The following is a 17674-nucleotide window of genomic DNA, read 5'->3' as shown; positions in this document are numbered from 1 at the left end:
AGCGAATTCTGCTGATTTTTGCTGGATTTGTTGAAGGGCGCCGAGAATACTGCCTACGTTTTTTGCAGCGCAGATAATCCGTTTTGGGCGAAGACCGGCACATAGGCACCGAAAGCCTTAGCGCGTGCCGGGTCTGACGCGTTTCCATCCAAGGCCCGCTTGTAGACACCTTGCAGAATACCGGCCATCCGAAAGAAGTTAAAAGCAAGGTAGAAGCCAAAATTCTCAATCCCCGTTAGGCCGCGGCGCGCGCAATACTCGGTGATGAAGTCCTGATCGGACGGCAGCCCGAGGCTTAACCGATCTACGCCAGCCAACCCCCGACCCTCCTTGCCCGGGGGCAGCTGCCACTGCATGATGACGGCCGCCAGGTCGGCATATGGATGGCCGATGGTCGATAGCTCCCAATCCAGCACTCCGATGCAGGCGGTGCCATGCGCCTCGAACATAAGATTGTCGATGCGGTAATCCCCATGAACCAGTGTTCTTTGATTATCATCCTCGGGGATCTGGCGCTCAAGCCCGGCGATCAGCTGATCCATCTCGGCGATTTTTTCGGTCTCAGAGGCGCGATATTGTTTGGTCCAGCGAGCAATTTGCCGCTCGAAATAGTTGCCTGGAGGTCCGAAATCCGAAAGACCCACCGCATCGATATCGACCATGTGCAGTTCGGCCAGTACGCGGTTCATCTCTTTCAGCACACCCGTGCGCGTCGCATTGTTTTCGCCTTTCATGACAGGGTCGACAAATGTGCGCCCTTTCAGATGCTCCATCACGTAAAAGGCAGAGCCTATGACGCTGTCATCTTCACAAAGCAGATGTACTTGCGGGACGGGCACTTTGCTACCAGCCAGCGCTGCTTGTACGCGAAATTCCCGATCCACTGCATGTGCGGATTTCAGCAATATGCCCGGCGGCTTGCGTCTCAGAACATAGGATTTGGCCGGCGTACGCAGCAGATAGGTTGGGTTCGACTGACCCACGGTGAATTTTGTAGCTTCAAGAGGGCCATGATACCCAACAAGATGCGTGTTTAGATAAGCGTCGACGGACTTGATATCCAAAGTGTTTTCAGTGTGTGTCATATATTCAGCCTGCGTATGAACCCACGGCTAAAGGGCATCGGCAAAGATATTGCCACCGGTCTGCACATTTATCCCGCCGGAGACAGGGATGACCGCGCCAGTGACATAGCTGCCTCCGCGACCGCATAGAAACAACATGCAACCAGCGATATCCTCGGCCTGGCCAACCCGGCCCAGTGGAACACCTTTGCCGACGCGCGCGCGCTTGGTTTCGTCTTCGGTGGCAAAGGCCGTCATGCGCGATACGAATGGTCCCGGGGCCAGCGCATTCACCGTGACTCTGTATGGTGCCAATTCTTTAGCCATGATTTTGGACAGGTGAATAACCGCCGCTTTGGACGCGGAATAGCTGTAGGCCCCGTCACCCATCGGAACTTCACCCATGACCGAACCTACATTGATGACCCGCGCAGGATCCTCGTCGGTTGCGGATTTCATCAGAAGTGGCAGCAATTTTTGGGTCAGATCAAATACGCCTGCGACATTAACCGACATGACTTTGTCCCAAGCGAAATGAGGGAACTGCCCCATCGGCGCGCCCCAAGACACACCTGCATTATTCATCAGTATATCAATCGCTTGAGTGCGGTTTTTGACTTCATCCACCAGCGCATCTACACCCGCCTCACTGCTGATGTCGCCAGCAAACCCTTCGGCCGAACCTGGCGCGTCCAGAGCGTTCAACTCTGTTGCAACCTCCTCGCATGCCTCGCCTTTGCGAGAAGCGATCAGCACATGCGCCCCGGCACGTACCAACGCCTCGGCCGCCATTCGGCCGATACCGGTGGCACCCCCAGTTACCAGTGCCGTCTTTCCACTGAGCGAAAACAAAGTCTCGGGCGTCATGTGCACTCCATTCAGGCGATCTGGGATTCTGGCGTGAGGTCTTCTTGACAATACCTGCTGACAATCCAACGATTTCAAAACAGGTGAAGCAAGAGGCAATTGAAAAACATGCAGGCATTACTCAGCGTCACACCAGGCGGCCCCGAGAGTTTGGAACTGACCACCCTGCCCGATCCAACCCCTGAGTCAGATGAAATTGTAATGCGTATCCGCGCCGCCGGGGTGAACTTCCCTGATACGCTGATGATCCGGGACCTCTATCAGATAAAACCACCCCGCCCCTTTGCGCCAGGTGGTGAAATCGCCGGAGAAGTTGTCTCGGTCGGAGAAGGCGTTGCAGACTTCGCGCCTGGTGATCGGGTTCTGGCGCTGACAGGGCACGGAGGGTTCGCCACGCATCTGAAGCTCAAACCAGCGACTGCCGTCAAGATACCCGACGTGATGCCGTTTGAAGATGCGGCTAGCTTTGTCTTCACCTACGGCACTTCATACCACGCCCTCAAGGACCGTGCGCTACTTAAGCCCGGCGAAAAAGTACTTGTTCTGGGGGCCGCCGGTGGCGTTGGGTCTGCGGCGATCGAGCTAGCCAAAGCGATGGGGGCACATGTGATCGCGGCGGTCTCGTCTGAAGACAAAGCATTGTTTTGCAGAGATATTGGCGCAGACCAGACGCTGATCTATCCACGCGATCTGGACCGCGAAGCGCAAAAGGCCCTGTCCGCCGAGATAAAGGCACTGGCCCTGGGCGAAGGTGTGGATGTGGTCTACGACGCGGTCGGCGGAGACTACGCTGAGCCCGCCTTGCGAAGTATGGCATGGGGCGGGCGCTATCTGGTTGTTGGCTTTCCTGCCGGCATCCCCAGCATTCCGCTGAACCTGACTTTGCTCAAGGGCTGTCAGATCGTCGGGGTGTTCTGGGGTGCGTCCGTATTTCGCGACCCGAAAGGGCACACACAGAACCTGGCCGAGTTGTTCCGCCTATATGGTTCGGGAGAGATTTCACCCCGTATCAGTGCACGATTTCCGCTAACCCAGGCGGCAAAGGCAATTGGCATGCTCGAACGGCGCGAGGCTCTCGGTAAAGTTGTGGTCACGATGGAAGATAATTGAATAGAGGATGGGATTGAGCCGATCCAGCAACCTGCATGCGTCAATGAAGCTCTACCCATAAGAGCGAAGGTCGCTGGACGACCTTTAAATTCATGTTTATGAAAAAAGGAAGATGGGGACAGTTTGAATATGCACAATATCCTGGTTCTGAATGGTCCGAACCTGAATTTGCTTGGTACACGGCAACCCGAGGTCTACGGCGCAACGACGTTGCAGATGATCGAGGACCTGTGCGTTGCGCATGGTGAAACGCTGGGTCAAAACATAACCCATCTCCAATCCAATCACGAAGGCGCGCTGATTGATGCGATCCACGCGGCACGCGGCGTTCAGGATGGCATAGTACTGAATGCAGGCGCATTCACGCATACATCGATTGCGCTGATGGATGCGATATCTTCGGCCGAAGTACCCGTGGTCGAAGTTCATTTATCTAACATTCACGCGCGCGAGGTGTTTCGTCACAAATCGCATATCGCACCAGTCGCGATTGGACAGATCTGTGGTTTTGGCGCGCAAAGCTATGTTCTTGCACTGAACGCGATTGCCGCGCATCTGGCTGAGAGGGACACAGGATGACCCTCAAAGAGTATCTGAATTTTCTGAGCTACACGAAAACTCTGGAAGAGCTTTGGGATGCACATTGCCGCCAGATGGAAAAGTATGGCTTCGACCGGTTGTTGTATGGGTATACGCAATACCGAACGGCGACTTCGCTCGGCGATCCAGAAGATTTTGTAATCCTGACCAATCACTGCTCGGATTACTTGGAAGGGTTCCTTCAATCCGGTCTGTATTTTCATGCCCCGATGCTGAAATGGGCCCTGAACAACGAAGGCGCTGCAAGTTGGAGCATGATACAGGACATGATGTCCAGCGGGGTCATGTCGAACGAAGAGCTTCGGGTTTTTGAGTTCAATAAGTCGCGTGATATTACAGTAGGTTATACGGTCAGCTTCAACTCGGTATCGATGCGTTCCAAAGGGGCGATTTCGCTTGCGGCACGTAATCACAGCCAGGAGGAGATGGACGAGGTCTGGAACGAGCACGGCGACGATATCCTTCTGATGAACAATGTTGCCCATCTCAAAATCCTGACATTGCCATATCATGCCCCGAACCGCGCGCTGACCAAACGCCAGCGCGAAGCTTTGCAATGGGTCGGTGACGGAAAGACCACGCAGGACATCGCGCTATTGATGGGTTTGACTTCGGCAACGGTGGAAAAACACCTGAGACTCGCGCGTGAGGCGCTTTCGGTTGAAACAACGGCACAGGCCGTGTTGAAGGCCGCGTTGCAGAATCAGATGTTTGTGATGGAAGCATGACCCTATTTTGATGCTAATTAGCATCAAATTGACCTAGGGTAAGGAATACATGACTTTCCGAATCTCCCGATAAAATTGCAAATTGATATTGTTCCGTGAGTGGTGGCTTTAGCCAGGGAACGTTTTGATCGGATCTTTGTAATACCAAAGCTCTCTGATCGCTCTGACACCGAGGCGTCTATTCGTCCACGTCTCTTTGTCGGGATTATTGAGGGGCCCTTCCATCCCCATCATGCAGGGCCCCTCAATTCACCAATCTTCGCAAGCATCGGTTCACAGGCTTTTGACATGAAAAAAACCCGGCTGCGCTATGCAACCGGGTTCGGTATTTGTTGCAGCCTCTAACCGAAGCTGCAAAAGATTTTAGCCTTGGGCTGCCTTTGCAACTTCGGCAGCGAAGTCTTCTTTTTCGACCACGATGCCTTCGCCTACTTCCATGCGGACAAAACCGGTGATGGTCGCACCCGCTTCTTTGGCGGCCGCTTCGACGGTCAGGTCAGGATTCACAACGAAGTCCTGGTTCAGAAGGGTCGCTTCGGCGACGAATTTCTTCATGCGACCGACGATCATCTTTTCGATCACCTGCTCCGGCTTGCCGGATTCGCGAGCGATGTCCATCTGGACCTGCTTCTCTTTCTCGACAACTTCCGGATCCATGTCCGCCTCGGACAGGGCCGCCGGGTTCACAGCCGCAATGTGCATTGCAACCTGCTTGCCGAAGGCTTCATCGCCGCCGGACAGAGCAACCAGAACGCCGATTTTGCCCATGCCGGTTGTCGCCGCGTTGTGAACGTATGACACGACGGTATCGCCCGACAGTTTCGACATGCGGCGGACCGACATGTTTTCACCAATGGTGGCGATCTTGTCAGTCAGGGTATCTGCAACAGACTTGCCGCCCAGATCAGCAGCCAGTAGCGCATCGACGTCATCAACACCCTCGGCTGCGTAGGTGATCTTGCCGACCATCTCCTGGAATTCACTGTTTTTCGCAACGAAGTCGGTTTCCGAGTTCACTTCGACAGCAACACCGTTGCCGCCGTTGACGTGAACAGCAACCAGACCTTCGGCTGCGGTACGGCCCGATTTCTTGGCCGCCTTGGCCAGGCCTTTGGTGCGCAGCCAGTCAACGGCTTCGTCCATGTTGCCGCCGGTTTCGGTCAGCGCTTTTTTTGCGTCCATCATGCCTGCGCCGGTCGAGTCGCGCAGTTCTTTTACCATTGCTGCTGTGATTGCCATCTTTTGGCTCTCCTCAATTCAAACGGAATTGGGGCAGGTCTACCCTGCCCCATATGTCATTTACGTGACGGGCAGCTTACGCTTCGGCTTTGGCTTCCGGCGCGGCTTCTTCAGCGGGTGCTTCTTCGGCTACGACTTCTTCAACCGGAGCTTCTTCGAATGCACCCAGGTCAACGCCAGCAGCACCCATCTGAGCGGTCATGCCGTCCAGAGCGGCACGTGCGGCCAGATCGCAATACAGAGCGATTGCGCGCGCTGCGTCGTCGTTGCCGGGGATGATGTAGTCAACACCATCGGGCGAGCAGTTGGTGTCGACAACAGCCACAACCGGGATACCCAGCTTGTTGGCTTCGGCGATAGCCAGTGCTTCTTTCTTGACGTCGATGACGAACAGCAGATCCGGAACGCCACCCATCTCGCGGATACCGCCCAGTGAAGCCTGCAGCTTGGCCTGGTCACGTTCCATGCCCAGACGCTCTTTCTTGGTCAGGCCTTCGGCACCCGATTCCATGGCTTCGTCGATCTGGTTCAGACGGTTGATCGACTGGGAAACGGTTTTCCAGTTGGTCAGCGTGCCGCCCAGCCAGCGGTGGTTCATGTAGTACTGAGCTGACTTTTCAGCGGCATCTGCGATCGGCTGAGCTGCCTGACGCTTGGTGCCTACGAACAGAACGCGGCCACCTTTTGCGACGGTGTCACGAACAGCCTGCAGAGCCTGATCCAGCATCGGAACGGTCTGAGTCAGGTCCATGATGTGGATGCCATTGCGCGAGCCGTAGATGAACGGGCCCATGCGGGGATTCCAACGCTGTGTCTGGTGACCAAAGTGAACGCCAGCTTCCAGCAGCTGACGCATGGTGAACTCGGGAAGAGCCATGCTTTACTTTCCTTTTCCGGTTTACGCCTCGGCGGGGGTGAAAGAAGCGGATGCTCCAACCGGCGGGCCAGATAAGGATGTCTCCCTCAAAAAGCCCAAACCCCGCCTGCGGGTTTGAATGGCGCGCGTATACGGCAGGTTTAGCATCAGCGCAAGGGCCAAATGCCCCTATTTTTCAAGCCGCGCCAGTGAATGCGCATGACGTACCGCGTCTTCGCAATGGGCTGCCAGAGCTTTGCGGTTTTCAAAGTCGCTAACCTTGGCTGGCGCGTGGTAGATCAATTCCACGGTGCCTTGTCGACGTGCCCCCAAAGTCTTAAGCAAATGCGGTCCGAAATCCATGTCGCCCCACCAGCCATAAAACCTATCGGGCTGACCTTGGGGAGCGTGAAAGATGACCGAAACCGGTTGAACATACATGAATTCCCGCAGCTCTTCAGTGAAGAACGCGGCAAAGAGTGTTGTTTTAAAGGGTAAAATTCGCTGTCCGTCGGTCGAAGTGCCTTCTGGAAAGAACAACAGCTTGTGCCCGGCTTTCAGACGTTCTTCGAAAATCCGGGTCTGCTCGCGGGCTTTCTTGCGATCACGTTCGATAAAGACCGTACCCGTCGCGCGTGCCAGCCAGCCGATGCCGGGCCATTTTGCAACTTCGGCTTTCGATACGAAATACACGCGCTTACGGGCATTCAGCGCAAAGATATCCAGCCACGACGTATGGTTTGCAACCACAGCGCCGCGTTCCTGCATGAGCGCGCCAGAGGTGCGAAATCTGATCCCGAGAATTCGAAATGCATTGCGACAAACGAACTGAGAAATGAACGGTGTCACCGGCCGTTGAACGCCATAAAGCGGTCGTTCGATGAGACGTATGGCCAATAAGACGAACAGCCCCCCAAAAACCAAAAGGGCCAGCGGCAAACCGCGAAGTATCACCAGGACCCAACCTATGAAACCAAGCTCAATTGGATCAGGCGCGTCTTCACTCTGCCACGATGGGTCGCTCACAGGGTTATGCTCCACCATAAATACGCCGCTGACGCTCATTCATGCGGGCTGTGTCAAGGATCAGACACACATCGGTTGTGTTGAAGGCATGATCGATAAATGCTCCCTCGCCCACGAATCCACCGAGGCGAAGGTAGGCCTTGATGAGAGACGGCACTTGAACCATCGCCGCGCGCCGATCCAGCGCGTCGGGTGCCAAAAGGTCCATTGATTCAAACACATCTGGCTGGGCCCGAACCCGCAAATCCAGCGGGGCAAGATGGTTGTGATGCAGCATCGACAGCGGCTGCGCCAATTTGCTCACGTCGGTTCCGTGGAAACTCGCGACCCCGAACAAGATCTCAATATCTCGCTCAGTGACGTATTCAGCCAGACCATTCCACAGATGATACATCGCCGTGCCACCACGATAATCCGGATGCACGCACGAGCGTCCAAGCTCCAACAGCTTGCGCCCGCTTTGTTTCAGGACGGTGAGATCGTATTCATCCTCGGAGTAGAATTGCCCCAGTTCGGCAGCTCGCTCACCAGGAAGCAGTCGATAGACGCCGATCACCGCTCCAGATGAATCGTCGATGGCGAGCATATGATCGAAGTATGGATCGAACCGATCCTTCTCGAGCCCCGCCTCATGATCCACCATCTCGCCGCCACCGCCCAATTCCTGAACAAACACGTCATAGCGCAGCCGTTGGGCCGCCCGCAGTTCAACCTCGGTATTGGCCAATTTGACAGTGAATGAGGGGCCTTCGTCTGGCATCAAGAAAATTCCATCGATCGCGGTTGCGCGCTGATAACGCGATTGCTCGGCCAAAGGCAACAAGCCCGCGTTTTGCCCGAGTTGTTAACCTTTCCTAAACCAGTTTCACGGATCAAAGACCGGCATCAGGGCTATACGTGTCCCGTCGATCACCACTTTCCCCTGCTCGCGAAAGTTAACGGTGATCTTGCCTCCGATATTGGACTGCACCTGTCCAACGCCCCAATCGGGGAAATCGGGGTGGCGGACAAACATGCCCGGTGCAAGAATGGCATTCAGATCTGTCATATCGGGCCTCCGGGTCCAATGGCAGGTGCAGCAGGAGGTACGCATGGGCGCGTCAGACGTCAACCTGGCCGAATTGATCGGTTCTCGGATCTGTCATGATCTGATCAGCCCCATTGGGGCAATTACCAACGGGCTTGAGCTGTTGGAGATGGTTGGCGCAGTCCAAGGCCCTGAAATGGAGCTGATTTCAGGCAGCGTTGGCAGTGCAGGCACCCGCATCCGGTTTTTCCGCGTTGCCTTTGGATCAGCAAGCGATCAGCCATTGGGTCGCACCGAAGTGGTCGAGCTTCTTAAAGATGTGGAAAAGGCCGGGCGTCTGCGGATCAGTTGGAACCTGACCGAACCTGTCCCGCGCAATCAGGTTAAACTCGCGTTTCTGGCTGTGATGTGCTGTGAAAATGCGATGCCCTTCGGCGGCGAAGTGGAAATCGAAACTCAGGGCGACGCATGGACGGTGACTGGCGTTGCTGACAAGCTGAACCTCAATACGGGTCTGTGGAAAGGGATTGGCTCGGGGCGATTTACCGAAAAACTAAGCCCGGCGCAGGTTCAATTTGCCCTGCTGCCGGACACAGCCTCGACGATGGGGCGCAGGATCACGGCAGAAACGACCGCAACCCGGGTGACACTGCGGTTTTAGTGCCGAGTGGTCCCGTTTCCGCGCACCAGATACTTAAAACTGGTCAACTGAGCGGCACCGACAGGACCGCGCGCGTGCATCTTGCCGGTGGCGATACCAATCTCAGCGCCCATGCCAAACTCACCGCCATCCGCGAATTGGGTCGAGGCGTTATGCATCAGGATAGCGCTGTCGAGCCGTTCGAAGAAGTGCTCGGCGGCCGCGGAATCCTCGGTCATGATGCAATCGGTGTGGCTTGAGCCAAACTGCCGGATATGCGCAATCGCGGCGTCGATATCTGCTACGGTCCGTGCAGCGATGATGCTATCTAGGTACTCTTTGCCCCAGTCATCATCCGACGCAGGAATGGTGTTCTCATTGGCCAAAACGCCTTCGGCATGCACTTCAACACCCGCAGCTTGAAGAGCAGCGATCAGATCACGGCCCAGTGTTTCTGCAACGTCTTGATGGATCAGCAAGCATTCTGCCGCGCCACAGATACCGGTGCGCCGGGTTTTGGCGTTCAACACAACATCCAGCGTCTTCTGGGGATCGGCGGCTTTATCAACATAAATATGAACGATGCCTTCGAGATGCGCAAAGACGGGCACGCGCGCCTCGCGTTGCACAAGACCCACCAATCCTTTGCCACCTCGGGGAACGATGACGTCGACATAATCAGTCATGGTTAAAAGCTCTTGCACCGCAGCCCGGTCGCGAGTCGGCACCAGTTGAATGGCGTCTTCGGGCAAGCTAGCAGCTGCTAGCCCCTCAACCAGACAGGCATGGATCGCGGTTGACGAATGAAAGCTCTCAGACCCGCCGCGCAAGATCACGGCGTTCCCGGATTTCAGGCACAATGCACCCGCATCCGCCGTCACGTTGGGGCGGCTTTCATAAATCACGCCGATTACACCCAAAGGCGTGCGCACACGCTGAATGTTGAGGCCCGAGGCCATGTCCCATTCGGCCAACACCTCACCCACAGGATCGGTCTGATCGGCAACGGTGCGCAGCCCGTCAACCATGCCCTGAACGCGTGCTTCATCCAGCATCAGGCGGTCCATCATCGCGGGGCTCAAACCCTTTTCTCGCCCGAACTCCAAATCCTTCTTGTTCGCTTCGATAATGTCGGCACGTTTGTGCCAAACGGCGTCTGCGGCTGCGATCAGCGCGGCGTGCTTGCGTTTGGCGGTGGCAAAGGCAAGCTCTTGCGAGGCTACTTTGGCGCGCGCACCAAGGTCGGCCATCATTGCGGGAATGTTGTCGAAATCCTTCATCTCATGCGCCTTTCGGTCTCAGTTTATCAAATCACGCCCTTATAGCGCCAGATCGTCCCGGTGGATCAGGGCCGCGCGGCCTGGATAGCCTAGCGTCGCCTCGATTTCAGACGATTTACGTCCTTTGATCGCATCCGCCTCTTGCGCGGTATAGCGACTTAGCCCCTGTGCCAGCCTCCGCGCCTGCGCATCCAGAACAGCGACGGGATCGCCGCGACCGAAATCACCCGTGACCTCGACAATGCCAGCGGGCAACAGGCTTTTGCCATTGGAAAGCGCCCTTGCCGCGCCGTCATCGATCACGATCTCTCCGCGCGGTTTCATCGCCGAAATCCAGCGTTTCCGGGCTGCATGCGGATCGAGTGTGGCCGTGAACCAAGTGCAGCTCGCGCCATTTTCAAGCGTTTTCAGCGGGTTCAGGGGTGATCCTTCAGTTATCGCCATATCGCAGCCAGCTGCGGTTGCCATCTTGGCAGCCAACAGCTTGGTCTTCATGCCGCCCTTTGACAGCCCCGATCCTGCGTCACCTGCCATGGCCTCGATCTCGGGCGTGATCTGTTTGATTACGTCATACCGGGTGGCTGTCGCGTCCTCGTTGGGATTGCCCGAATAGAACCCGTCGACATCTGAAAGCAGGATCAACTGATCCGCGCCGATGGTCACGGCGATTTGCGCTGCCAGCCGGTCATTGTCGCCATACCGGATCTCATCCGTGGCGACTGTATCGTTTTCGTTGACAATCGGAACAACACCCAGGCTCAGCAGCGTTTCCAGCGTTGCACGGGAATTCAGATAACGCCGCCGATCCGCGCTGTCTTCCAACGTGACCAGCACCTGAGCGGTTTTGATCTCATGCGGCGTCAACGCTTCTTCATACGCACGGGCCAGCCGAATTTGTCCAACCGCCGCAGCGGCCTGTGACTGTTCCAGCGGCAGATTCTGCATCGGCAGGCCAAGTACACCTCGACCCAACGCGATTGACCCGGACGAAACCAGAACAACATCCGTCCCCTGCCCTTTCAGCCAAGCCACGTCCTGCGCCAGCGATTTCAGCCAATCCGACCTGAGCAATCCCGTATCCCGGTCGACCAACAAGGCCGATCCGATCTTGACCACCAGGCGGCGGGCATGGGTCAGGGTTGCCAAGGCGTGGCCTCCTCGGCGGGTTTCTGGCGCAGGCGGTTTTCATCGATCTGAGCCCGCAAGGACCGCAGCACCTCGGTCACGCCCAAATGCGCAACGCCTGACATGGTTATGACCGGGCCGCGAACGGCTTCTTCCAGTTCGGCCTTGATCAGTTCGCGTTCCTCATCGTCCAGAGCGTCGATCTTGTTCAATACGGTGATACGCGGCTTATCCGCCAGCTCTCCGCCATAGGCCTCAAGCTCGGTGATGATTGTGCGATAGTCATCGACCACAGTTTCCGAGGTGCCGTCGACCAGATGCAACAGTACCGCGCAGCGTTCCACGTGGCCAAGAAACCGGTCACCGATTCCACGCCCCTCATGCGCGCCTTCGATCAGACCTGGAATGTCGGCAACGACGAACTCCACGTTATCGACACCGACAACGCCCAGATTGGGGTGCAGCGTAGTAAAGGGATAGTCGGCGATTTTGGGCCGTGCATTGGATGTGGCAGCCAAGAAAGTTGATTTCCCGGCGTTGGGCATGCCCAAAAGACCCACATCCGCAATCAGCTTCAGCCGCAGCCAGATGGTGCGGTCGATCCCCGCCTGCCCCGGATTGGCGCGGCGCGGGGCCTGATTGGTCGCGGATTTGAAATGCAGGTTGCCAAAGCCGCCGTTGCCGCCTTTTGCCAGCAAAAACCTCTGGCCAACCTCGGTCAGGTCACAAATCACGGTCTCTTCGTCTTCGTCCAGAATCTCGGTTCCGACGGGAACGCGCAGGATGATGTCGTCACCATCCTTACCGGTGCGTTGCTGACCGCGACCGGGTTGGCCGTTCTTGGCGAAGAAATGCTGTTGATAGCGAAAGTCGATCAGGGTGTTCAGCCCGTCCACAACTTCGGCCCAAACAGACCCACCCTTACCGCCGTCCCCACCATCGGGTCCGCCGTATTCGATGTACTTTTCACGTCTAAAGCTGACGCAGCCGCCACCTCCGGCCCCGGACCGGATGTAGACCTTTGCAAGATCGAGAAATTTCATAGCTGTCCCCTACTGCAAAGGCCCCATCGGCCACAAGTCAGAGTTTCTTTGTATAGGTCCAGGTGGGCACATTCGCATCGCGCGCCACCGAATAGGTTTCCGCATCGCCAAGATACTGGAATCCGCAATGGGTCAGAACCCGGGCCGAGGCCGGGTTGTCCTGGAACACGCTGGCGAACATGGTCGCGTTTTCCAGCGGATTGGCGTTGACCAGCGTTTCAACGGCCAGCGATGCAATGCCGGTGTTCCAATACACCGGGGCGACCCAATAGCCGACCTCGGACTGGTTGCGATCCAGCCGAGTCAATGAAATCAGTCCGATCAGCTCCGGGCCACCATCCTTTGTGGCATCCATTGCCCAGACATCCTCGTCCCGGTCTTCGGCCATCGCGCGCATCACAAACGCCTCAATCGAGCCGGGTGGCAATGGATGCGGGATCGATGTCGTCATGCGCGCCACACGCTCATCGCCTGCGTAATGCTCAATGAGACCCAAATCCGACCGACGCAGAGGGCGAAGGTCGAACCGCTCGGTTTCAATGACCGGCTGATTTATTATTGCCTCAATCTTCATGAGTGCGTTCCTCCTCCGAACAACACAAAAAGTACGGACGCAACTGTCAAACTGGCTAACGTCCACATCAGATATTTTTCTGCAGGCCGACCTTCAACCGCATGGGCGATCCGATCTCCAGCAAATGTCCAGATCGGGTGCAATACGATCTGGCAGATTAACAAACAGAGAGCGATCGTGAGGGTCGCCTCAAAACTGGGTGTTCCTGTTGCCACAAACCCGGTGAAACCTGCGATAATCATTGCCCAAGCCTTAGGGTTAAGCGGATGCACTATTAACCCCGCCAGAAAACCGGGCACTTTCTTATCCGATTGACCTCGGGAAAGCCGCAGATTGGCAATTTTCCACGCGAGCCAGCAAATATATGCAGCAGAAGCATATTTGAGTGTCTCGAACACCAACGGCACCTGATCAGCCAGTTGCATCAGGCCAAAACCAACCGGCCAGATGATCAGCTGTTTGCCCAGAATGACCCCGCCCACAAAGGGTAGAGCCGACCGAAAGCCATAACGCGCACCTGTTCCCAGCAGGACCATATTGGCCGGTCCCGGCGTGCCGACCTGCGAAGCGGCAAAAATCAGGAAACTGGTGGTTGCGACTGTCATCGGTTCTGGTGATCACGACTGCGTTAAAACGAAAAAGGGACCGGCACTTTGTGCCGGTCCCCCATGAATTTTTCTTAAACCTTCTGGGTTTCGGCTTACTCTGCGGCCTCCGCCACTGGCAGGACCGAAATAAAGGTGCGGTTTTTAAGTCCCTTATGGAACTTCACGGCGCCATCGACAGTTGCAAAGATGGTATGGTCTTTGCCCATGCCTACGCCTTCGCCCGGCCAGAACTTGGTGCCGCGCTGACGCACGATGATGTTGCCTGCGATGGCGGCCTGGCCACCATACAGTTTCACGCCAAGGCGACGACCAGCTGAGTCGCGACCGTTACGGGAGGAACCGCCAGCTTTCTTATGTGCCATTCTCTCTCTCCTTAGCCCTGAGCCAGCTCTTTGGCTTGCTCAACCCATTCGGGTTTCACTTTGATGGTGTCGATAGCAGCAATCTGCTCGTCCGACAAGGCGGCCAGAGCGGCAAAGCTTTCGATACCGGCTTCAACCAGCTTTTTGGCAGCGGCAGGGCCGACACCATTAAGAGCTGTCAGATCGTCAGCGGCAGCAGCTGCGGCGGGTGCCTCTGCTTTGGCTTCAGCTTTCTTGGCAGGCTTTTTCGCTACCGGAGCAGCTTCGCCAGCCGGTGCCGAACCGGTTGCAGCTTTGATGCCCGACTTGTCAGCGCCCGACGACAGGATGTCGGTGATTTTGACCAGAGTCAGTTTCTGACGGTGACCAACGGTACGCTTCGAGCTGTGCTTACGACGGCGCTTGACGAACTTGATGACCTTGTCACCTTTGATCTGTTCGATCACTTCGGCCTGTACGCCTGCCCCTTCAACGAAAGGTGCACCAACAACCGGTGCGTCGCCGCCCAGCATCAGAACATCGTTGAATTGAACTTTTTCACCTGCGTCGGCAGCCAGCTTTTCAACACGGAGCACATCGCCCGCCTGAACCTTGTACTGCTTGCCGCCAGTCTTGAGGACCGCAAACATGCGTCTTTCCTTTGTCTAACCGCGTTCTGTGGTCCCCGATTGGGTGTTACTGGCTTTCGCCACCTCGAACAGCGCGCCCTTTTCGGGCTGTGTGAATGACCTTTGGCACATGCCATCAGGTCAAAGAATAACGATACCCGGCGCGGAAAGCCGGCCGGGATGCGCGCTTATCGAAGCATTCATGAAGAAAGTCAACCAAAAATCTGCGGCTCAGAGATCCGACGCTTTCATGGCTTGCGCGACGGTTTGACCAAGCTGGTAAGAGATGCCGTTTAGCATTTCATCAAAACCCATGAACAAAGCGGAATTCAAGGCCCGACCCGCATCGGTGCGGGAAAAGGCGATGTTCTCTCGCATCTGAGACTCGTTCAACGGCTGATAGGCCAATAAAAGGAACGAGTACATCCATTCAGTTGTCTCTGCCCTGGTGTTCTCATGCTGAGATAGCAGTTCCTGCAACACGGATGCATCGTCGAACAGGGCACTTTGCCCAGAGGCAAGTCCTTGGTAAAAACTATAATCGGCGCTGATGGTGCCTTGCACATTTTTCTCGATCAGGTCGTTGACCTGCACATATTCATCTACAAGACGAAAAAACATGCCCTCGCGATCAGCCTGTTCGTAAGCGCTGCGTGCCATCTCTTCGATCGCGTCATCTGCAATGGCCCGGCGCGCCGAATTTTCCAGAGAAACGATGCTTTGCCCCAGTTCGCTTTCAAAAAAGATCGAAGCTTGTTCTAGCTGCGCATCGGACATCATCTCGCCAACAGACAGCGAAAGTTGCTGGTGCATCGTAGTCGGATCGTACAGATCCTCAACTTGCGCCAAAAAATAGGCTCCTCCTGAGCTGCCCAGCATCGACTCGTTGATTGCATGCCCTTGCGCCACGCCTTCTTCACTAAGAATTTTCATAAAATCCAAAATATGCATCGCCTGCATCAGTCTTTCAGCACGCTCGCTTGCGGCCAGAGGCAGCGCCCAGATCGTCAAACAGAGTGCCGTAGCTAAAACTCGCATCAGATATCCTGCGCCGGGCGCAATTCGGCCATGCGGGCGGCCAATACTTCAAACCGCATCGCCATGATTTCATATTGGATCGCATTCAACAGCTCATAGACCTCCTGCATCAGAGGCTGTTCCAGAGCGTCAACATAGGCGTCGACATCCTCATCCGAGAAATCCTGGTAGGTGTAAGCCGCCCCTGCCAAAGCTGACAGTTGCAGAGATCGACGCAACTCACCTTCATTGCGTTGGATCATCGCGCGCAGTTCATCTCCGCTCAGTTGCATGTCGATAATGCCAGACGCACTTGCCGCCAGCAAAAACCGCACCTGGATCTCTTGCAGCGCGCGCAGCGAGGTTCCGCTGGCGTCCACCGCACGGTTCATGCGTTTCAGGCTTTCAACACGAGATGAGCCTTCTTTTATCAACTTCGAGACGATTTCTTGCCCGGCCAGTTGTTTGGCATCATCATCGTCATCCATATGAGCGGCGTTTTCAGCAACGACCAGTCTTTGCCCCAACTCCGAGGCGTAAAACGAGACCGCGTGGACCAGCGCCTCTTCGCTAAGCGTCTGTTCAAGGATTGAGACGGCCGTTTCGTGCATCAAAGCGGTATCAAACACCTCTTCGGTCAGACGCGCCCAATCCGATCCGAAACCGTCAGGGTCGATACCCAGCATCTGCGGGGCCGAAGCAGAGGCCTGCGCTATGCTTTCCAAGGCAACGTCAAACCCTGTCGTGGTCAGAAACGCCTCAATCTGATCCTGACTGGCGGCCTGAGATGGCGGGGCCATGACACCTAGCGAGAAAATTGGAAGGATGAGGCTGATTGTGAACTGGCGTATAAAGTAAGTCATACATATCAGCCTAGGTGTTTTCTTACCTCTGGCAATGGAAAATCCCACTATCGTCAAAATCCGGTATTTTCTGCTTGCACCCCTGCCCGTTCACCACTAAATCCCCCCCTCACAGACCCCCGCGGAGAGGTGCCGGAGTGGTCGAACGGGGCGGTCTCGAAAACCGTTGTGGGTGCAAGCCCACCCAGGGTTCGAATCCCTGTCTCTCCGCCATAAATCAATTCATCCTTCAAGGCTGTTTCTTTGCTTGTGTTGCGATTCCTGCAATGGATGGCATGATGTTGCCACTGCCTGCAGTGTCAATCAGCGCAGTGTGGCTCAAACCCGCAATATGCTGCAAACTCACGTGTTTTCCCCTTTGCTTTAACGTACCTTAACCCCATCTGAGCGACACATCATTTGAAGGAGACATCCAATGTCGCGTCTTTTACTTATCGTAGCCATCGCCGTTATCGGCGGAGGCGCTTACTATTTCGCCACAAAACCTGAACCAACCCCTGCCGAGCAGTTGCAATCGGCGGCTGAAGATGCCTCAGAGGCGGTTGGTGAAGCAGCCTCGGCAATACAAGAGGGCGCTGCTAATGCCGTTGAGGCGGCGACTGAACAAGCATCCGAGGCTGCGTCCTCGATTGCGGATCAGGCCTCGGAAGCTGCATCTTCGGTATCGGAACAGGCCAGCGACGCTGCTACATCTTTGACCGAGCAGGCCAATGATGCAGCCTCAGCAGCTGGCGATCAGGTCGCAGCGCTTGCCGGTCAGGGACAGGAACTGTTCAACTCGTGGGTTCAGGACGGCATGCTGACCGCGCAGAATTTCGACTATGACGCAATCGTCACGTCAGTTCAGGAAAGCGCCTTGTCTCAGGACATCAAAACACAGGTTATGAAGATCCTCGACGAGATCAAAGCGTCGCCTGAGCTGGTTGTCGCGAAGATACAGGATCTGCGCAATCTGATGACGCAGCAGTGATCAATTCTAGAACCAGCCCCAAGAGGGCTGGTTCACCCGGTCGGGATGCGACTTAATTTGCGTCACT

Annotated in this window: 21 protein-coding genes and 1 tRNA gene; 6 read left to right on the top strand and 16 right to left on the bottom strand. The window is 55.9% G+C overall.

Going from position 1 to position 17674, the window contains the following annotated elements; translation table 11 throughout:
* Positions 1-53 precede the first annotated feature (53 nt).
* Both ACR0BI_RS02575 and ACR0BI_RS02570 read right to left on the bottom strand, forming a co-directional pair.
* Positions 54-1085, bottom strand: coding sequence for a phosphotransferase family protein (locus ACR0BI_RS02575; RefSeq protein WP_223118051.1), 1032 nt, complete (start codon positions 1083-1085; stop codon positions 54-56).
* A 27-nt stretch (positions 1086-1112) separates the two neighbouring features.
* Entirely contained in the window at positions 1113-1931 is an 819-nt protein-coding gene (locus ACR0BI_RS02570; protein ID WP_170393073.1) for an SDR family NAD(P)-dependent oxidoreductase, read from the bottom strand.
* Positions 1932-2039: 108 nt separating this feature from the next.
* Here ACR0BI_RS02570 and ACR0BI_RS02565 point away from each other — a divergent pair, with 108 nt between their 5' ends.
* From ACR0BI_RS02565 to ACR0BI_RS02555, 3 genes are all read left to right on the top strand, one after another.
* Positions 2040-3041, top strand: coding sequence for an NADPH:quinone oxidoreductase family protein (locus ACR0BI_RS02565; protein WP_223118052.1), 1002 nt, complete (start codon positions 2040-2042; stop codon positions 3039-3041).
* A gap of 129 nt (positions 3042-3170) precedes the next feature.
* Positions 3171-3620, top strand: coding sequence for a type II 3-dehydroquinate dehydratase (gene aroQ / locus ACR0BI_RS02560; protein WP_480561500.1), 450 nt, complete (start codon positions 3171-3173; stop codon positions 3618-3620).
* Positions 3617-4369, top strand: a complete 753-nt coding sequence (locus ACR0BI_RS02555) for an autoinducer binding domain-containing protein (RefSeq protein ID WP_170393076.1) — start codon at positions 3617-3619, stop codon at positions 4367-4369. Before aroQ ends, ACR0BI_RS02555 begins: the two co-directional genes overlap by 4 nt.
* 363 nt (positions 4370-4732) lie before the next feature.
* On the opposite strand, the gene tsf is transcribed toward ACR0BI_RS02555, so the two are convergent.
* From tsf to ACR0BI_RS02530, 5 genes are all read right to left on the bottom strand, one after another.
* The gene (gene tsf, locus ACR0BI_RS02550; RefSeq protein WP_170393077.1) at positions 4733-5608 is read right to left on the bottom strand and encodes a translation elongation factor Ts; all 876 of its coding nucleotides are present in this window, start codon (positions 5606-5608) and stop codon (positions 4733-4735) included.
* Positions 5609-5684: 76 nt separating this feature from the next.
* Positions 5685-6485, bottom strand: coding sequence for a 30S ribosomal protein S2 (gene rpsB, locus ACR0BI_RS02545; protein WP_170393078.1), 801 nt, complete (start codon positions 6483-6485; stop codon positions 5685-5687).
* Between the two features lie 168 nt (positions 6486-6653).
* Complete coding sequence (olsA, locus tag ACR0BI_RS02540) at positions 6654-7508, bottom strand: lyso-ornithine lipid O-acyltransferase (RefSeq protein WP_170393694.1); 855 nt, start codon at positions 7506-7508, stop codon at positions 6654-6656.
* A complete protein-coding gene (gene olsB / locus ACR0BI_RS02535) occupies positions 7495-8250 on the bottom strand; it encodes an L-ornithine N(alpha)-acyltransferase (protein ID WP_480561501.1) in 756 nt (251 codons plus the stop codon). Before olsB ends, olsA begins: the two co-directional genes overlap by 14 nt.
* A 105-nt stretch (positions 8251-8355) precedes the next feature.
* On the bottom strand, positions 8356-8538 hold the full coding sequence (locus ACR0BI_RS02530; protein ID WP_170393080.1) for a DUF3553 domain-containing protein: 183 nt from the start codon (positions 8536-8538) through the stop codon (positions 8356-8358).
* A gap of 43 nt (positions 8539-8581) precedes the next feature.
* On the opposite strand from ACR0BI_RS02530, the gene ACR0BI_RS02525 reads away from it, so the two are divergent.
* Positions 8582-9178, top strand: coding sequence for a histidine phosphotransferase family protein (locus ACR0BI_RS02525; protein WP_480561503.1), 597 nt, complete (start codon positions 8582-8584; stop codon positions 9176-9178).
* Here ACR0BI_RS02525 and ACR0BI_RS02520 read toward each other — a convergent pair.
* The 9 genes from ACR0BI_RS02520 to ACR0BI_RS02480 form a co-directional block, all read right to left on the bottom strand.
* The gene (locus ACR0BI_RS02520; RefSeq protein WP_480561504.1) at positions 9175-10437 is read right to left on the bottom strand and encodes a glutamate-5-semialdehyde dehydrogenase; all 1263 of its coding nucleotides are present in this window, start codon (positions 10435-10437) and stop codon (positions 9175-9177) included. The genes ACR0BI_RS02525 and ACR0BI_RS02520 overlap by 4 nt on opposite strands.
* Before the next feature lie 39 nt (positions 10438-10476).
* A complete protein-coding gene (gene proB / locus ACR0BI_RS02515) occupies positions 10477-11583 on the bottom strand; it encodes a glutamate 5-kinase (RefSeq protein ID WP_480561506.1) in 1107 nt (368 codons plus the stop codon).
* Positions 11571-12605, bottom strand: coding sequence for a GTPase ObgE (gene obgE, locus ACR0BI_RS02510; protein WP_170405748.1), 1035 nt, complete (start codon positions 12603-12605; stop codon positions 11571-11573). Before obgE ends, proB begins: the two co-directional genes overlap by 13 nt.
* A 37-nt stretch (positions 12606-12642) precedes the next feature.
* A complete protein-coding gene (locus tag ACR0BI_RS02505; protein ID WP_170393085.1) occupies positions 12643-13179 on the bottom strand; it encodes a GNAT family N-acetyltransferase in 537 nt (178 codons plus the stop codon).
* Positions 13176-13784, bottom strand: coding sequence for a LysE family translocator (locus tag ACR0BI_RS02500; RefSeq protein ID WP_480561508.1), 609 nt, complete (start codon positions 13782-13784; stop codon positions 13176-13178). Before ACR0BI_RS02500 ends, ACR0BI_RS02505 begins: the two co-directional genes overlap by 4 nt.
* 95 nt (positions 13785-13879) lie before the next feature.
* A complete protein-coding gene (gene rpmA, locus ACR0BI_RS02495; protein WP_010440093.1) occupies positions 13880-14149 on the bottom strand; it encodes a 50S ribosomal protein L27 in 270 nt (89 codons plus the stop codon).
* An 11-nt stretch (positions 14150-14160) separates the two neighbouring features.
* On the bottom strand, positions 14161-14778 hold the full coding sequence (locus ACR0BI_RS02490; RefSeq protein ID WP_170421606.1) for a 50S ribosomal protein L21: 618 nt from the start codon (positions 14776-14778) through the stop codon (positions 14161-14163).
* A 210-nt stretch (positions 14779-14988) separates the two neighbouring features.
* On the bottom strand, positions 14989-15795 hold the full coding sequence (locus ACR0BI_RS02485; protein WP_170608870.1) for a DUF2059 domain-containing protein: 807 nt from the start codon (positions 15793-15795) through the stop codon (positions 14989-14991).
* Positions 15795-16637, bottom strand: coding sequence for a DUF2059 domain-containing protein (locus ACR0BI_RS02480; protein WP_480561510.1), 843 nt, complete (start codon positions 16635-16637; stop codon positions 15795-15797). The genes ACR0BI_RS02485 and ACR0BI_RS02480 overlap by 1 nt, the downstream gene beginning before the upstream one ends.
* A gap of 123 nt (positions 16638-16760) precedes the next feature.
* On the opposite strand from ACR0BI_RS02480, the gene ACR0BI_RS02475 reads away from it, so the two are divergent.
* Positions 16761-16850, top strand: a tRNA-Ser gene (locus tag ACR0BI_RS02475).
* 202 nt (positions 16851-17052) lie between these two features.
* Positions 17053-17607, top strand: coding sequence for a hypothetical protein (locus tag ACR0BI_RS02470; RefSeq protein ID WP_170421572.1), 555 nt, complete (start codon positions 17053-17055; stop codon positions 17605-17607).
* Positions 17608-17674: the final 67 nt, after the last annotated feature.

The organism is Ruegeria sp. E5 (genome assembly GCF_056534105.1).
This window is presented reverse-complemented; position numbering and strand designations above follow the sequence as displayed.

Coding starts and splice junctions, on each gene's coding strand:
- ACR0BI_RS02485 (WP_170608870.1), bottom strand. CDS start 15,795: ATGCGAGTTTTAGCTACGGCACTCTGTTTGACGATCTGGGCGCTGCCT.
- aroQ (WP_480561500.1), top strand. CDS start 3,171: ATGCACAATATCCTGGTTCTGAATGGTCCGAACCTGAATTTGCTTGGT.
- ACR0BI_RS02530 (WP_170393080.1), bottom strand. CDS start 8,538: ATGACAGATCTGAATGCCATTCTTGCACCGGGCATGTTTGTCCGCCAC.
- ACR0BI_RS02505 (WP_170393085.1), bottom strand. CDS start 13,179: ATGAAGATTGAGGCAATAATAAATCAGCCGGTCATTGAAACCGAGCGG.
- olsA (WP_170393694.1), bottom strand. CDS start 7,508: ATGGTGGAGCATAACCCTGTGAGCGACCCATCGTGGCAGAGTGAAGAC.
- ACR0BI_RS02555 (WP_170393076.1), top strand. CDS start 3,617: ATGACCCTCAAAGAGTATCTGAATTTTCTGAGCTACACGAAAACTCTG.
- rpmA (WP_010440093.1), bottom strand. CDS start 14,149: ATGGCACATAAGAAAGCTGGCGGTTCCTCCCGTAACGGTCGCGACTCA.
- ACR0BI_RS02525 (WP_480561503.1), top strand. CDS start 8,582: ATGGGCGCGTCAGACGTCAACCTGGCCGAATTGATCGGTTCTCGGATC.
- ACR0BI_RS02575 (WP_223118051.1), bottom strand. CDS start 1,085: ATGACACACACTGAAAACACTTTGGATATCAAGTCCGTCGACGCTTAT.
- olsB (WP_480561501.1), bottom strand. CDS start 8,250: ATGCCAGACGAAGGCCCCTCATTCACTGTCAAATTGGCCAATACCGAG.
- ACR0BI_RS02570 (WP_170393073.1), bottom strand. CDS start 1,931: ATGACGCCCGAGACTTTGTTTTCGCTCAGTGGAAAGACGGCACTGGTA.
- rpsB (WP_170393078.1), bottom strand. CDS start 6,485: ATGGCTCTTCCCGAGTTCACCATGCGTCAGCTGCTGGAAGCTGGCGTT.
- ACR0BI_RS02480 (WP_480561510.1), bottom strand. CDS start 16,637: ATGACTTACTTTATACGCCAGTTCACAATCAGCCTCATCCTTCCAATT.
- ACR0BI_RS02500 (WP_480561508.1), bottom strand. CDS start 13,784: ATGACAGTCGCAACCACCAGTTTCCTGATTTTTGCCGCTTCGCAGGTC.
- ACR0BI_RS02565 (WP_223118052.1), top strand. CDS start 2,040: ATGCAGGCATTACTCAGCGTCACACCAGGCGGCCCCGAGAGTTTGGAA.
- tsf (WP_170393077.1), bottom strand. CDS start 5,608: ATGGCAATCACAGCAGCAATGGTAAAAGAACTGCGCGACTCGACCGGC.
- ACR0BI_RS02470 (WP_170421572.1), top strand. CDS start 17,053: ATGTCGCGTCTTTTACTTATCGTAGCCATCGCCGTTATCGGCGGAGGC.
- ACR0BI_RS02520 (WP_480561504.1), bottom strand. CDS start 10,437: ATGAAGGATTTCGACAACATTCCCGCAATGATGGCCGACCTTGGTGCG.
- ACR0BI_RS02490 (WP_170421606.1), bottom strand. CDS start 14,778: ATGTTTGCGGTCCTCAAGACTGGCGGCAAGCAGTACAAGGTTCAGGCG.
- obgE (WP_170405748.1), bottom strand. CDS start 12,605: ATGAAATTTCTCGATCTTGCAAAGGTCTACATCCGGTCCGGGGCCGGA.